Raw genomic sequence first — 13,939 nt, 5'->3', positions numbered from 1 at the left:
TGCGCCCGCGCGTGGCGCTCCATGCGCGCTCGGACTCGCGCTAGCGCGCCGCCGACCACCGGAGCCACGGCAGGAGGGCCCTGGCCAGGTACGTGGCCCACGTGGCCCGGCCCACCGGCTGCCCCGCCACGAGGTCCACCGGACGCCCCGCGCTCGGGCCCGGCGGGAGGACCGTCGCCCGGCCGAGCACCTGGCCGGCGGCCACGGGGGCGCGGATCCGGGGCGGGAGGTCGACCCGGACGCTGAGACGGCCGCGCTCGGCCCTGGGCACGGCCGCCGCCAGGTCGCGCCGCGGCACGATCGGGACCCAGGGGTCGAGCCCGCCCGCCACCGGCAGGTAGCCGATCACCTCCCCCGCCCGGGCCACCCGGGCGAGCCGGAAGTTCGTGAACCCCCACTCCAGGAGGCGGATCGAGTCCCGCCAGCGGCCGTCCGCGTCGAGGACGACGGTCACGAGCTTCTGCGGCAGGAAGCTGTCCGGATCGGACTGGGTCGCCGAGGCGATGAGGCACGCCCCGGCAGCGCTCGTGGTGCCCGTCTTGACGCCGTCGGCCCCCTCGTACATCCACAGCAGCCGGTTCGTGTTGCGGAGGGCGCGCGTCTCCTCTCCCACCAGGATCTCCGCATGGCGCTGCCGCACGATCTCGGCGAAGACCGGGTTCTCCAGGGCGTACCGGGTGATGAGGGCCAGGTCGTAGGCGGTGCTGTAGTGGCCCGGCTGGTGCAGGCCGTGCGGGTTCAGGAAGTGGCTCGAACGTGCGCCGATCGCCCGCGCCTTCTCGTTCATCAGCTGCGCGAAGGCCTCCACCGACCCGGCCACGTGCTCGGCGATCGCCACCGCCGCGTCGTTGCCCGAGTGCAGGAGGAGGCCGTACAGGAGCTCCTGAAGGGTATATGTTTCGCCCGCGCGGACGTACATGCTCGACCCCGGGACCCGGGCGGCCCGGCTCGAGATCGTCACCACGTCGTCGAGCCGCGCCCGCTCCAGGGCGAGGATCGCCGTCAGCACCTTCGTCGTGCTCGCCGGCGGCCGCTTCTGCGTCGCGTTCTTCTCGTAGAGGACCTGCCCCGTCTCCCAGTCCATCAGGATCGCGGCCGCCGCCGTCAACCGGGGCGGAGGCGGCACCGGCGCCGGCTCCCCGGCGCCGGCCCGCGCGCCCGTGGCGCTGCCGACCTCCGCCCACGGCGGCAGACCGTGCACGCCTGCGGGGATCTCCGGCGCCGGCCCCGGGCGCAGCGCGAAGAGCCAGGCGAGGCCGAGGGCGACCCACCCCCCGACTGCCGCCCCGCGCCGCCTCGCCGGCAAGGGCACCACCCCCCGGCAACATGTACGAGGCCGCCCCCGGCCGCTATGCCGGGGGCGGGGGTGGTACGCCCGTTCAGCGGCCCGCCACGGCGATCCGTACCCGGGCCGGGCCCCCCGTGCCGAGGGGGCCGAAGGCCTTGCCGTTGACCGTCACGTCGACGGGGTCGAGCCACCCGATCACCAGGTCGATCCTCTCGCTGGCCGTGAAGCGCCGGGTGTCCCCGGCCGAGAGCATGCCCTCGAACACCCCCTGGCCGTCGGCCACGACGGAGACCCACGACCGGTCCCGGGCAGCCAGCTCGAGCTCGACGGGGCCCGGGCTGACGGTGAAGGGGATCACCCCGCCCGGCCCGCGCTCGCCCCGCTCGACCCGGACCTCCGGCTCCGGCGGGGGTGGCGGGGTGACCGGGGGCGGGGTCGCCGGTTCCGGGGACGGTGCGGCCGGCGCGGGACCACCGGCAGCCGGCCCCGGCACCGCGGGCGGCCCCGGCGCGACGGGGGGCGGTGCGGGCGGCACGTACAGCAGCCACAGGAGGACAAGCCCGGCGGCAGCCACGAGGAGCCCGACCAGCCACCGCCCGAAGGCCGCGCGGCCCCCCCGCCGGGCCCCCGCGCGGGGCCGGGTAGCCCGGGCTGCCCCCGACCGGACCGGCGCGCGCGGGCGCGCCCCACGGGCCGCCGGCTGCGGCGCGCCTGCCGCCCACGGCGTCAGGGAGGTCCCGGTCTCCTCGGCGTCCTCCCGGGGGCGTCCCTCGCCCGTCTTCTGGGACTGGCGCTCGGCCGCGACGAGACGCTTGTACTCTTCGACGAGCGCCGCGCCGTCGAGGCCGAGAAAGTTCCCGTACGTGCGGATGAACCCCTTGATGTAGACCTCGCCCGGGAGGATCGTGTCCGCGCCCGCTTCGATGGCTTCGAGGTACCGCTTGCGGATCTTCGTCTGCTCCTCGACCTCGGCGAGACTGATGCCCCTTGCCTGGCGCGCCTCCCGCAGGCGCCGGCCGATCTCCCCGAGTCCCGCGGTCAAGGGCCTGCCTCCTCCCCCCCGGTCCGGGCTTTTCCTTCAATATTTGCCGGTTCTGGATATTCTCCGCCCTGTCACGGACCTCCTGCACGGCGCCGGATCCGGGCCGGTGGCGCGCCCGGATGCCACTATGGATATAGACGGTTGAGAAGGCGCGGAAACGGGATGGTCTCCCGCACGTGCTCCAGACCGCAGATCCAGGCCACCAGGCGCTCGATGCCCAGGCCGAACCCGGAGTGCGGCACCGAGCCGAAACGGCGCAGGTCGATGTACCACTGGTACGCGTCCTCCGGCAGGTTGTGCTCCCGGATCCGCTGCTTCAGCACCTCGAGGTCGTGGATGCGCTGGCTGCCCCCGATGATCTCCCCGTACCCCTCCGGGGCGAGCAGGTCGTCGTTGAGCACGAGTTCCGGCCGGTCGGGGTCGGGCTGCATGTAGAAGGCCTTGACCTTGGCCGGGTACCGCTCGATGAACACGGGCCGGTCGAAGCGCCGGCTGAGCGTGGCCTCGTGCGGCGCACCGAAGTCCTCGCCCCACGGGACGGGCTCCCACTCCGCGTCAGGCGTGCGGGCATGCTCCTCCCGCAGCACCTCCAGCGCCTCCTCGTAAGTGAGGCGGTAGAAGGGCGGCTGCACCCGCTTGAGCGGCTCCAGGTCCCGGCCGATCGTCTCCAGTTCCCGCTGCCGGTTCCGAAGCACGGACTCGACGACGTGCGTGACCAGTTCCTCCTGCAGCTTCATGTTCTCTTCGTGCGTGCAGAAGGCCATCTCCGGCTCCACCATCCAGAACTCGATCAGGTGGCGCCGGGTCTTCGACTTCTCCGCCCGGAAGGTCGGGCCGAAGGTGTACACCTTGCCCAGGGCGGCGGCCGTCGCCTCCACGTAGAGCTGGCCGGACTGGCTCAGGAAGGCGGGCTCACCGCTCACGTACTGGGTCTGGAAGAGGGTCGTCGTCCCCTCCGCCGCCGTGCCCATGAGGATCGGAGACTCCGTGCAGACGAAGCCGCGGCCGTCGAGGAACTCCCGGATCGCCCGCGTGATCTCGTGCCGGATGCGGAGGATCGCCACCTGGCGCGGGGTTCGGAGCCACAGGTGCCGGTGGTCCAGGAGGAACTCCACCCCGTGTTCCTTCAGCGTGATGGGGTAGTCCTGCTCGGCCAGGTGGATCACGGTCAGGTCCCGGGCGGCCAGCTCGAACCCGCCCGGCGCCCGGGCGTCGGCCCGGACGGTCCCCGTGACCTCGACCGCTGACTCCTGGGTGAGCCGGCGGGCCGACTCGAACACGCCGTCCGGCACCTGCCCCTTCACCAGCACGACCTGACAGAGCCCGGTCCCGTCCCGGAGGATCACGAACTGGATCTTCCCGCTGGAGCGGTAGTTGTACACCCAGCCACGGAGGGTGACCTCCTGCCCCTCGTGGGCGGCAAGCGCCTCGATCCGCACCTCGGCCATGACCTCGCCTCCAACCTCTCGCTGCGCCGGCACCGCCGCCGGCCTGCCGGTGAACCCCGTGTGCACGCCCGCCCAGGCGACCACGCGCGGGGGGCGCGCCGGCCGCATCGCGCGGCGGCGCGCCGGGGGCGGCCGGTGCACGAGCGCTACACGGGCGGCACGCCGTGCTTGCGCTCGACGGGACGGGCCCGCTTGGTCGAGTAGAACTCGAACCGCCGGATCAGCTCTTCACGCAGGCGATCGAACGGCACGATCTCGTCGACGATCAGCTCCGAGGCGAGCCGGTAGATGTCGATGTCCCGCCGGTACTCCGCCCGCTTCTCCATCACGAAGCGGCGGCGCTCCTCCTCCGTCGGCAGCTCGGCGATCTTGTTCGCGTAGACCGCGTTCACCGCCGCCTCCGGACCCATGACCGCGATCGAGGCGGTCGGCAGGGCGAGGGTGCAGTCCGCGTCGTAGGCCGGGCCGGACATCGCGTAGAGCCCCGCGCCGTACGCCTTGCGCACGATCACGCTGATCTTGGGCACCGTCGCCTCGGCGACGGCGAAGATCATCTTCGCCCCGTGGCGAATGATGCCCTGCCGCTCGACGGCCGACCCGATCATGAAGCCGGGGACGTCGGCCAGGAACAGCAGCGGGATGTTGAAGGCGTCGCAGAGCCAGATGAAGCGGGCGGCCTTGTCGGCGCTGTCCACGAAGAGGACCCCGCCCTTGACCCGGGGCTGGTTGGCCACGACGCCGATGACCCGGCCGCCGAGGCGGGCGAAGCCGACGATGACCTCCGGCGCGAAGAGGCGCTTGATCTCGAAGAAGGACCCCTCGTCGACCAGCCGCTCGATGAACTGGTACATGTCGAAGGGGACGTTCTGGTTCTCCGGGACGATCTCGGCCAGGTCGCGCCCCGGCGCCGGCGGCGCCGCAGCGTAGACCGGGGGCGACTCCCGGAAGTTCTGCGGCATGTAGGCCAGGTAGGCCCGGGCCAGGGCAATGGCCTCGTTCTCCGTCTGCACCAGGATGTCGCCGCACCCGGAGACGGTGGCGTGCATGCGGGCCCCGCCCATCTCCTCCAGGGTCACCTTCTCGCCGATCACCATCTCGGCCATGCGGGGCGACCCGAGGTACATGGAGGCGTTGCCCTCGACCATGATCACGACGTCCGTAAAGGCGGGGATGTAGGCGCCCCCTGCCGCCGACGGGCCGAAGAGCAGGCAGATCTGCGGCACCACGCCGGAGAGCCGCACCTCGTTGGCGAAGATGCGGCCGGCGTGGCGACGGCCGGGGAACATCTCGACCTGGTCGGTGATGCGGGCGCCGGCGGAGTCGACCAGGTACAGCATCGGGATCTGCAGCCGCTCGGCGGTCTCCTGGATGCGGAGGATCTTCTCGACCGTCCGGGCGCCCCAGGACCCCGCCTTGACCGTGGAGTCGTTGGCCATGAAGGCCACCGGCCGCCCGTGGATCTTGCCGAGGCCGGTCACCACGCCGTCGGCGGGGAGGTCCTCCGCCAGCGCGTTCGCGAAGAGGCCGTCCTCGACCCACTCGCCGCCGTCCAGCAGCCGGCGCAGCCGCTCGCGGACGAAGAGCTTCCCCTTCTCCGCGTTGGCCCGGTGGTACTTCTCCGCCCCGCCGGCCTCGATCCGGGCCCGGCGGGCCCTGAGTTCCTCGTCCAGGCTCATGGACTCTCCTCTCTCGTCCAGCAGGGTGTCCCGGCCCCGGGGCTACCGCCCGCGGTACTCGGGCTTTCGCTTCTCCGCGAAGGCCCGGAGTCCCTCCCGGCGGTCCTCCGTCGGGATGATGGCCTGGTAGGCCTCCCACTCGTGGGCCAGGCCGTCGCCGAGCTCGAGGCCGGCGCCTATCGCCCGCTTGGCGAGGCGCGCCGCCAGGGGCGCCATCTCGGCGATGCGGCCGGCGAGGGCCCGCGCCTCCTCCAGGAGCCGGCCCTTGGGCACCACCCGGTTCACCAGGCCAATGCGCTCCGCCTCCGCCGCGTCCAGGCGGGCGGCGGTGAAGATCATCTCCTTCGCCCGGGCGACCCCGACCACCCGGGGCAGCCGCTGGGTGCCGCCCGCCCCGGGGATGACGGCCCACTGCAGCTCGGTGAGGCCCAGGCGGGCGTCGTCGGCGGCGATGCGGATGTCGCAGGCCAGCGCCAGCTCCAGCCCGCCGCCGAAGCAGGCGCCGTGGATGGCGGCGATCACGGGCATGGGCAGCCGCTCGAACGCGTTCACTGCTTCCCGGAGGCGGTGAACGGTGGCGAACACCTCCGGGTCGGTCATGGCGGCGCGCTCCTTGAGGTCGGCGCCGGAGCAGAACGCCGGGGACTCCCCGCCGTGGACGATCACCACCCGGACGTCCTGCGCCAGCGCCAGGTGGGCGGCGGCCCGGTGCAGGCCCTCGACGACCGGCGCGCTCAGGGCGTTGTGCCGCTCCGGGTTGTTGAGGATCACCTCGGCGATGGGCCCGCCGGCCCGGACGAGCACGGCGTCAGACACGGGGGCTCCCTCCTCACGGCAGGTCGAGCTCCATCCGCAGGAGCGCCGCCGCCATCGTCTTGCCCAGGTTGTCGCTGCGCAGCGACCGGGGGGCGCCGCCGCCCAGGGCCCCGTGCACGATGAACTTCAGCGCCCGCACGTTCGGCACCTCGTACCGCTCGACCGGGCCGGTGGCGATCGGCCGGAAGTACTCGGCCACCCGCTCGGCCGTGACGTGCTCGCGCAGGATCTGCCACGCCTCCTCGTTGTAGGCGAAGAGGGAGATGTCGCTGGCGTCCCCCTTGTCGCCGGCGCGGCCGTGGGCAAGGTCGATGAGCCGGACCCGGCCCTTCGTCGGGACCGGCTTGCCGGCCGGCCACGGGGGCCGGTCCGGCGCGCCGGCGCCCGGGCGCCCGGCCGGGGGACGGTCCGCGGCGGGGGCCGCCGCGGCGGGGGCCGGGCGGGGCGGCGCGCCCTCCACCTGGACCTCGGTCACGTCGATCCGGATGTACGGCTCGATCTCCTCCCGCGGGATGAGGGTCGACCAGAGCCCCATCAGCTCCCGCGGCGCCGGGGTGCCGTGGATCGCGGCGGCGTTCATCGGCCCGGAGAGGTACAGGGGCGGGAACTCCCGGGAGAGCTTCTCGCAGTCCTCCCGGTCGCGGCAGCGGATGGCGATCCGCAGGCGCACCTCGTTGAGCTCGCCCTGCGGCTCGGGGGCCAGGGCGCCCCAGAGGGAATTGTAGCCGATGTACTCGACGTGGATCTCCTCCGGCCGCACGCCCTGCATCTCCAGCCGGCGGCGGACGATCTCCTCGGCGGCGCGGGCCTTGTCCAGGGCGTCCGGCCAGCTGAAGCTCACGTAGCCCTCGCCGGCCCAGCCGTCGCTGTACCCCAGGAGGGCCTTCAGCGTGTGGGGCGCCGGGCGGCCCCGGGTGCCCCAGACCCGGACGCGGTCGGGGCCCACCTGCTCGATCCGGGTCGTGGTGAGGTCGCAGATCACGTCCGGGGTGATGTACTCCCGGGGGTCGTGGATCTCGTAGAGGAACTGTTCCTTCACCGTGGCCTCGGTGACGGCGCCGCCGGTGCCCTCCGGCTTCGTGAGGATGAAGGAGCCGTCCTCGTAGACCTCCGCCACCGGGAAGCCGATCCGCCACAGGTCCGGCACCTCGCGCCAGCCGGTGAAGTTCCCGCCGGTGACCTGCCCGGAGCACTCCATGAGGTGCCCGAGCACGATGCCCTGCGCCAGGCGGTCCCAGTCGTCGGGCGCCCAGCCGAACTCGTGCAGGACCGGCCCCAGGAACTGGGCGGTGTCGGTCGTCCGGCCGGTGATGACGACGTCGGCGCCGCGGGCCAGCGCCTCGGCGATCGGCCGGGCGCCGAGGTACACCGAGGCGAAGAGGACCCGCTCCCGGATGTCGCCCAGCGCCTCGCCGGTCTCCTTGTTCTCGAAGCGGTAGCCCTTCTCGGCCAGCTCGTCCAGCCGGTCCACGATGTTGTCGCCGGTCACGGTGGCGATCCGGATGGGGATGCCGAGCTCCCTCGCCACCTGGGCCACGGCCCGGGCGGCCCCGGGCGGGTTCATGCCGCCGGCGTTGGTGATGAGCTTGATCCCCCGCTCGTAGCAGATCGGGAGGAGGTTGCGCATCATCGGGACGACGTCCCGGGTGTAGCCGGCGTCCGGGTCCTTCTTGCGGCCCTTCTGCAGGATCGCCAGGGTGAGTTCGGCCAGGGTGTCGAAGGCGATGTACTTCACGTTGCCGTAGCGGGCCACGTCCAGGACAGGGAGCAGGGAGTCCCCGTAGAACCCCTGCCCGGCGCCGATCCGGACCGATCGCACGGCGCCCGCCCCCTCTCTACTCCAGTTCGACGAGGACGTCGCCGTCGTTGACGAAGTCGCCCTCGCGCACCTTCACGTCCTGCACCACTCCGCCACCGTCGGCGGCGACGGGGATCTCCATCTTCATCGACTCGAGGATCACGACGTCCTGCCCCGGCGCCAGCCGGTCGCCCGGTTTCACGAGCACCTTCCACACCGTCCCGGCCATGCTCGCCACGACCTGCCGCATCGGGACCTCACCCCTCCTGTTCGCCGAGGATGTGCCGGGCGATCACCAGGCGCTGGATCTCCGACGTGCCCTCGCCGATCTCGCCCAGCTTCACGTCGCGGTAGTACCGCTCCACGGGGTAGTCCCGGACGTAGCCGTAGCCCCCGTGGATCTGCACGGCCTGGCTGGCCGCCCGCGTCGCCATCTCCGAGGCGAAGAGCTTCGCCATCGCCGCCTCGCGGGTGTAGGGGCGGCCCTGGTCCTTGAGCCAGGCCGCCTTGAGCACCTGGGTGCGGGCCAGTTCGATCTCCATGGCCATGTCGGCCAGCTTGAACTGGATGGCCTGGAACTCGCCGATCCGCCGCCCGAACTGCTCGCGCTCCTTCGCATAGCGCAGGGCGGCCTCGTACGCCGCCCGGGCGATCCCGACGCAGAAGGCGCCGATCGAGATCCGGCCGCCGTCGAGGGTCGCCATGAACTGCTTGAACCCCTCGCCCGGGCGGCCGAGGAGGTTCTCTGCCGGGACCCGGCAGTCGTCGAAGTAGAGCGGCCGGGTGTCCGACGAGTGGAGGCCGAGCTTCTTGAGGGGAGGGCCGACGCGGAAGCCGGGCGCGTCCGTCGGCACGATGAAGTTCGAGATCCCGCGGTGGCCCTTCCCCTTCTCCGTCACCGCCGTGCACACCACGTACCCGGCATAGCCGGCGTTGGTGATGAACTGCTTCTGGCCGTTCAGGACCCAGTGGTCGCCGTCGCGCTCGGCCGTGGTGCGGGTGGCGGCCGCATCCGACCCCGCCTGGGGCTCCGTGAGCCCGAAGGAGGCGAGGTACTCCCCCCGGATGCCGCCGGGCAGCCACCGCTGCTTCTGCTCCTCCGTGCCGAAGGAGTACACCGGGCCCAGCCCGATCGACACGTGCGCCGCGTAGGTGAGCCCGAGGCCCGCGTCCGCCCGGGCGATCTCCTCCACCGCCAGCGCGTAGGAGACGTAGTCGCCCCCCAGGCCGCCGTACGCCTCGGCGAAGGGGATGCCGAAGAACCCGAGTTCCCCCATCCGCCGGACGAGGTCCAGCGGGAAGAGGTGCTTCTCGTCCCGCTCCGCCGCCCCGGGGGCCACCTCCGCCTCCGCGAACTCGCGTGCCATGCGCCGGATCGCGGCCTGCTCCTCGGTCAGGTCGAAGTTCACGTCCCGGCACGCCTCCCTTCCGACCAGTCGTTTGGTCAAGGAACCGGCGTCTCTCTCCTGACAAAACTCCCACATCGTATTCGGATTCGCCGCTCCGAAATCCTGCTATCCGTGCCTGGACCACGCCGGCCGTGCGCTTCCCGGCTGGCATGGTCCGGCGCCGCGCGGCGTATCCATCCCCGGGAGGGATGTCCGTGAGCGAAGCGCGCGCAAGCGTCCCCGCGCTGGCCCCGCTCGTCGAGGAGGCCGGCGCGCAGCCGTTCCGGATCGACCCGGAGGTGCCCGCCCGGGGGTGGGCCATCCTCAGCGGGGACCAGGTGTGGCTGTGGGCGGTGGGCCTGAAGCCCCTTCAGCCGCGGTCGCCGGACGCGCCGTACACGTACGAGGCGTGGGTCGCCGCCCGCGAGGGCCATGCCACGCCCCTGGGCGCGGTGGGCCCCGCGCCGGGGGGTACCGTCATGGCGACATTCCAGACGGAGGACCCGGGCCCGGCCGCCGTCCTTCTCACGGTCCGGACGCGCCAGGAGGAGCGGCCCATCGCGGTGGTCCTCACCGGCCGCCTGCTGGCCGAACCCGCCAGGACCGCCGAGGGGGCGCCCGCGCCGCCCGGGGACCACGGGGGCGCCGCCGCTGCGCCGGACGAACCCGGCGAGTCACCCGAGCCCGCTGCCGCGCCCGGCCCCGCCTTCGCCGGCGCGGAGGAGGCGAGGGTCCAGCAACCCGGTGCGGCGGGCGCGCCGGACCCCGCCCACGACCCGATGTCCGAGAAGGCCTACCGCGGGGTCGCCCCGCTGCCGCCCCTCGGCGGAGCCGGCGCGCCGGGGATGCCGCCGGGACCCGCGCTGCCGCTGGCGGCGCAGCCGCCGGAGCCGCCGCCCATGGTACCCCCACCTCCGGAGGCCGGTCCCTCCCTGGCACAGGAGGCCCCCCCGGCGCCGCCGGCCGCCCCGTTCGCCCCGGAACCGGCCGGCGGAGCCCCTCCCGCCCCTCCCGCAGCGGTGAACGGGCCGGGCCCGGCCGCGGCGGTGACCCGGCCGGCCCCGGAGCCCGCGGAGGAGTCCGCCGAACTGCCCCCAGCGGGGCTGCCTGAGGCCGGCGCCCCCGTGGCGGAGGGCGCGCCGGAGGCCCCCGGCGCGGTGGCCCAGCCCGTGCCGGAAGCGGCCGGTCCGCCGCCGCCCGGCCCCTCCGTACCGGGCCCCTTCGCCGGTTCCCGCCCGGTCGAGGCCGACGCCCCCGCGCTGCCGTCCGGCACCGTGCCGCTGGACAGCGTCACCGTGGCGCTCGATCCCCAGGGCACGGTGGCCACGACCGGACGGGGCAGCGCGCAGCTCGACTTCCGGGCGGGTGCCATGCTCGTCACCCTGCGGGGGGTGCCGCGGCCCGAGGAACTCGGGCGCTCCCCGCAGACCGGCCGGCCCTACAACGCCTACCGGGTCTGGCTCCACTCCAGCGGTACCCGGGAGCTCTCCAGCCCCGGCGTGGCGGTCCGGGTGTGGTCAGACACGTACCGGCTCCAGGTGAAGGAAGGGGTGCCGCTGCGCCGGTTCGACACGATCTACGTCACGGCGGAAGATCGTGCCGGCTCGGCCGGCCGCCCGTCGGGCCCGATGGTGCTGGCCGGCCGCTACCGCTGGTACAAGATCACGGGCTGAGGGCATCGCCGTGCGGGCCGCTTCCGAACCCGGCGGCCCGCCCGGGTCACTTGCCGGCTTCCGGGCGCTCGGCCGAGGCGGCGGACTGCTCCCGCGCCCCGAACAGCGCCTCCCACTGGGCCATGGAGATGAGGACGTCCCGGGGCTTGGGGCCCTGGTGGGGCCCGATGAAGCCCCGCTCCTCCATCATGTCGATGAGGCGTACGGCCTTCGTGTAGTTGCAGCGCAGGCGGCGCTGGAGGATCGACACCGACGCCTGGCCGTGCTCGATGACCACCCGCACGGCCTGAGGGAAGATGGCCTCCACCGCCGACTCCTTCTCTCGCTCCGCCTCCGCCGCCGGCCGGGCCCGGCCCGTCCCCTCGACCTCCATCGCCTCTGCCTGGTAGACGGGCTGGCCCTGGCTCTTCACGTAGGCGACCAGGGCCTCGACTTCCCGGTCGGACACGTAGGCGCCCTGGGCCCGGATCGGCCGGGAAACGCCCTGCGGGTGATAGAGCATGTCCCCCTTGCCCAGGAGCCGCTCGGCGCCCGCCTGGTCGAGGATCGTGCGGCTGTCGACCTGCGAGGACACCGCGAAGGCGATCCGGCTCGGGATGTTCGCCTTGATGAGGCCGGTGATGACGTCGACCGACGGCCGCTGGGTGGCCACCACCAGGTGGATGCCGCAGGCCCGGGCCATCTGCGCCAGGCGGATGATGGCGTCCTCGACCTCGACGGGCGCGACCATCATGAGGTCGGAGAGCTCGTCGATGAAGATGACGATGTACGGGAGCGGCTCGGGCGGCGGCTCCCCGCCGGCCGCGGCGCCCTTCTCCCGCTGCTCGCGCACCCAGCGGTTGTAGCCGGTGATGTTGCGCGTGCCGGAACTGGCGAGGAGGTCGTAACGCCGCTCCATCTCCTTGACGGCCCACTTCAGGTAACCGGCCGCCTTCCGGGCGTCCGTGCACACGGGTGCCACGAGGTGCGGGATCCCGTCGTAGACGGAGAGCTCGACCCGCTTGGGGTCGATCATTAGCATCTTGACCTCGTCGGGCCGGGCGCGCATGAGGAGGCTGCAGATGATCCCGTTCATGCAGACGCTCTTGCCCGAGCCCGTCGCCCCGGCGATCAGGAGGTGCGGCATCCGCTCGAGGTCCCCGACCACCGGCTTGCCGGCGATGTCCTTGCCGAACCCCACCACGAGGCGCGAGGCGCTCTGCTGGAACTCCGGGGACTCCAGCACGTCCCGGAGGTGGACCGTGACGACCTCGGCGTTCGGCACCTCGATGCCGATGGCCCGCTTGCCCGGGATCGGCGCCTCGATGCGGATGTCCCGCGCGGCCAGGTTGTACGCCAGGTCGTCGGCCAGGCTCGCCACCTTGCTGATGCGGACCCCCGGCTCCACCGTCAGCTCGAACCGGGTGATGGTGGGGCCGGGGTGGACCTCCACCACCTTGGCGGGCACGCCGTAGCTCGCCAGGGTCTCCTCCAGCAGGCGGGCGCGGTCGAGGATCGCCCGGTGGCTGTCGGCCGCGGCCGTCTGCCCGCGGCGCAGGAGGTCCAGTCCGGGCAGCCGGTACTCGCCGGGGGCGTCGGTCCGCAAGGCGAGCTGCCAGGCGTCTCCCTGGCGCGTGATCCGGACCGGCAACGCTTTCTGGCGCTCTGCCTCCGGCGGCCGGGACACCGGCGCGCCGGGCGCCTCGCCGGGGGGCGGAGTCGCCCCGACCGGCCCCGCGCCGGACGTGTCGCCGCCCGGCAGGCCAGCCGTCGTCTCCGCCCCCGGACTGGCGCCGGTCGGAAAGCGGATGACGGGTCCCTCCGCCCCGGTCGCCGTTCCCGCCGGACCCTGGCGGGCAGGGCCGGCGGCGTCCGCCGCGCCGGGGAGGTCGGACCCCGCCGGCCCGCCCCGGCCACGCCGGCGGGTGCGCCCGCCCGGACCGCCCTCCACGTCGCGGGCCGGACCGAGTACCGCAGCTGCCCCCGCCCCGGAACCACCCACCCGCGCCGCAGCCCCCGCGTTCGCCACGGTCGCCACCGCGTCCGGCCGGAGCCCGGACGGCCGCGGCGGGGCCGCCCGGGCCCGGTGGCGGACCACCAGGCGGCCGGCGCCGGCAGCGGCGGTGCTTCCGATCCGCCGGGCCCCGTGCCAGGTGCCCGTGATCACGTCGCCCAGGGACAGCGGGAAGGTCAGCAGCAGGCCGACGAGGAAGCCCGCCGCCAGGAGTGCCCACCGGCCGGCGGTCCCCAGGAGGCGCGTCGCACCGTACGCCAGGACGTACCCGACCACGCCGCCCCCCCGGCCCTGACCCTCGCTCAACCAGTCCGTCACCGAAAAGGAAGGACTCGCCCGGGTGCCCGCGTCGGGGAATTGCCACACCTGCACGCCCGCGGTGAGAACGATCAGAATGAGCGCCAGTCCCCACGCCGGGCGCACCGACCCCGGCTCCCCGCGCCGGTACAGGGTGTACCCGCCCAGGACGGCCAGGAGCCCCGGCATCCCCCAGGCGACCGTCTGTCCGACCACCGCGCGCAGGCCCGCCGCGGTGTACCCGCCGAGGAGGCCGCCGCCGCCGGCGAGGCTCAGGTAGAGCCAGACGGCCACCGCCCCCAGGACAACGCCGGCGACCTCCCGCTCGAGCCGGTCGCCGTCCCGACCTGCCCGTCGCGCGGAGACGGCTTCGCCGGCGCCGCCCCGGCTGCCGGATGGCCGGCCCGCCCCCCGGCGGGTCCGGAACTCGGTCGAACCTCCTGCCGTTCCCGATGCCATCGCAGGCCTCCGCGTCAACCAGTTTCATCCATGGCAGGACACCTACTTCCATGATAGCACA

10 protein-coding genes are annotated in these 13,939 nt (G+C 73.7%); 1 reads left to right on the top strand and 9 read right to left on the bottom strand.

What is annotated here, in order from left to right; translation table 11 throughout:
• Positions 1–40: 40 nt before the first annotated feature.
• From caldi_RS02680 to caldi_RS02645, 8 genes are all read right to left on the bottom strand, one after another.
• A complete protein-coding gene (locus caldi_RS02680) occupies positions 41–1,306 on the bottom strand; it encodes a D-alanyl-D-alanine carboxypeptidase family protein (protein WP_264843573.1) in 1,266 nt (421 codons plus the stop codon).
• A gap of 73 nt (positions 1,307–1,379) precedes the next feature.
• Positions 1,380–2,330: a helix-turn-helix domain-containing protein gene (locus caldi_RS02675; RefSeq protein WP_264843572.1), complete on the bottom strand. Its 951-nt coding sequence runs from the start codon at positions 2,328–2,330 to the stop codon at positions 1,380–1,382.
• 125 nt (positions 2,331–2,455) lie between these two features.
• Complete coding sequence (gene asnS, locus caldi_RS02670) at positions 2,456–3,778, bottom strand: asparagine--tRNA ligase (RefSeq protein ID WP_264843571.1); 1,323 nt, start codon at positions 3,776–3,778, stop codon at positions 2,456–2,458.
• Between the two features lie 146 nt (positions 3,779–3,924).
• Entirely contained in the window at positions 3,925–5,454 is a 1,530-nt protein-coding gene (locus caldi_RS02665; RefSeq protein ID WP_264843570.1) for an acyl-CoA carboxylase subunit beta, read from the bottom strand.
• A gap of 42 nt (positions 5,455–5,496) precedes the next feature.
• The gene (locus caldi_RS02660; RefSeq protein ID WP_264843569.1) at positions 5,497–6,270 is read right to left on the bottom strand and encodes an enoyl-CoA hydratase-related protein; all 774 of its coding nucleotides are present in this window, start codon (positions 6,268–6,270) and stop codon (positions 5,497–5,499) included.
• A gap of 13 nt (positions 6,271–6,283) precedes the next feature.
• Positions 6,284–8,089 carry an acyclic terpene utilization AtuA family protein gene (locus caldi_RS02655; protein WP_264843568.1) on the bottom strand — a complete coding sequence of 602 codons (1,806 nt, stop codon included), beginning with the start codon at positions 8,087–8,089 and terminating at the stop codon, positions 6,284–6,286.
• Positions 8,090–8,105: 16 nt separating this feature from the next.
• A complete protein-coding gene (locus caldi_RS02650; RefSeq protein ID WP_264843567.1) occupies positions 8,106–8,318 on the bottom strand; it encodes an acetyl-CoA carboxylase biotin carboxyl carrier protein subunit in 213 nt (70 codons plus the stop codon).
• A 7-nt stretch (positions 8,319–8,325) separates the two neighbouring features.
• Positions 8,326–9,477, bottom strand: a complete 1,152-nt coding sequence (locus caldi_RS02645) for an acyl-CoA dehydrogenase (RefSeq protein ID WP_264843566.1) — start codon at positions 9,475–9,477, stop codon at positions 8,326–8,328.
• A gap of 194 nt (positions 9,478–9,671) precedes the next feature.
• On the opposite strand from caldi_RS02645, the gene caldi_RS02640 reads away from it, so the two are divergent.
• Positions 9,672–11,129, top strand: a complete 1,458-nt coding sequence (locus caldi_RS02640) for a hypothetical protein (RefSeq protein ID WP_264843565.1) — start codon at positions 9,672–9,674, stop codon at positions 11,127–11,129.
• Between the two features lie 46 nt (positions 11,130–11,175).
• Here the strand turns inward: caldi_RS02640 and caldi_RS02635 are convergent, their stop codons facing one another.
• Positions 11,176–13,878 (bottom strand): DNA translocase FtsK, encoded by a 2,703-nt coding sequence (locus caldi_RS02635; RefSeq protein ID WP_264843564.1) that lies wholly within the window; start codon positions 13,876–13,878, stop codon positions 11,176–11,178.
• Between the last annotated feature and the right edge of the window lie 61 nt (positions 13,879–13,939).

Source organism: Caldinitratiruptor microaerophilus (assembly GCF_025999835.1).
GTDB lineage: Bacteria > Bacillota > Sulfobacillia > Symbiobacteriales > ZC4RG38 > Caldinitratiruptor > Caldinitratiruptor microaerophilus.
Note: the sequence above shows the minus strand (reverse complement) of the source record. Positions and strands in the feature narration are given on the sequence as shown.

Coding starts and splice junctions, on each gene's coding strand:
- asnS (WP_264843571.1), bottom strand. CDS start 3,778: ATGGCCGAGGTGCGGATCGAGGCGCTTGCCGCCCACGAGGGGCAGGAG.
- caldi_RS02665 (WP_264843570.1), bottom strand. CDS start 5,454: ATGAGCCTGGACGAGGAACTCAGGGCCCGCCGGGCCCGGATCGAGGCC.
- caldi_RS02650 (WP_264843567.1), bottom strand. CDS start 8,318: ATGCGGCAGGTCGTGGCGAGCATGGCCGGGACGGTGTGGAAGGTGCTC.
- caldi_RS02635 (WP_264843564.1), bottom strand. CDS start 13,878: ATGGCATCGGGAACGGCAGGAGGTTCGACCGAGTTCCGGACCCGCCGG.